Source organism: Stieleria mannarensis (assembly GCF_014154935.1).
GTDB lineage: Bacteria > Planctomycetota > Planctomycetia > Pirellulales > Pirellulaceae > Stieleria > Stieleria mannarensis.
Map to the genome: position 1 here is coordinate 1 of NZ_JACEHH010000204.1, position 582 is coordinate 582.

At 62.7% G+C, this 582-nt stretch carries 1 protein-coding gene; it reads left to right on the forward strand.

Going from position 1 to position 582, the window contains the following annotated elements:
• The coding region (locus H1B37_RS33070; protein ID WP_182871532.1) for a hypothetical protein at window positions 1-582 on the forward strand (582 nt) is incomplete at both ends.

Genomic DNA, 582 nt, shown 5'->3' on the forward strand with positions numbered 1-582 from the left:
AATACGACCAACGATTCGTTCGACTTCACCGTCGACGACGGCGCCGGAACGACGACCAGCAGCACCTTCAACTGGACCGTTACGGCTACGAACGATGCCCCGGCCGAAGCATCCATCGAAGGCACCACGTTGGCCTACACCGAAAACGACGGCGCGGTGGCGATCACGTCGACGTTGGCCTTGAGCGACAGTGACGACACGAATCTGGAATCAGCCGTCGTTCAGATCACCGGCAATTACGCCAGCGGCCAGGACGTGCTGACGTTCGTCGATCAAAACGGGATCAGCGGCGTTTGGAATGCCGGCAGCGGAACGCTCACCCTGACCGGGACCGCGACCGTCGCCCAGTACCAGGCGGCGTTGCGGAGCATCACCTACACCAACACCAGCGACAACCCGTCCACCGCGACACGCACCGTTTCGTTCACGGTCAACGACGGCGACGTGGACTCCAACACGCAAACCCGCGACATCTCGATCGCCGCGACCAACGATGATCCGACCGGCGCCGGACTGCCCAGCGACATCACGGTGACCGAAGACGTCAGCAGCAACGTCGACCTGTCGGCGCTGAACCTGAGC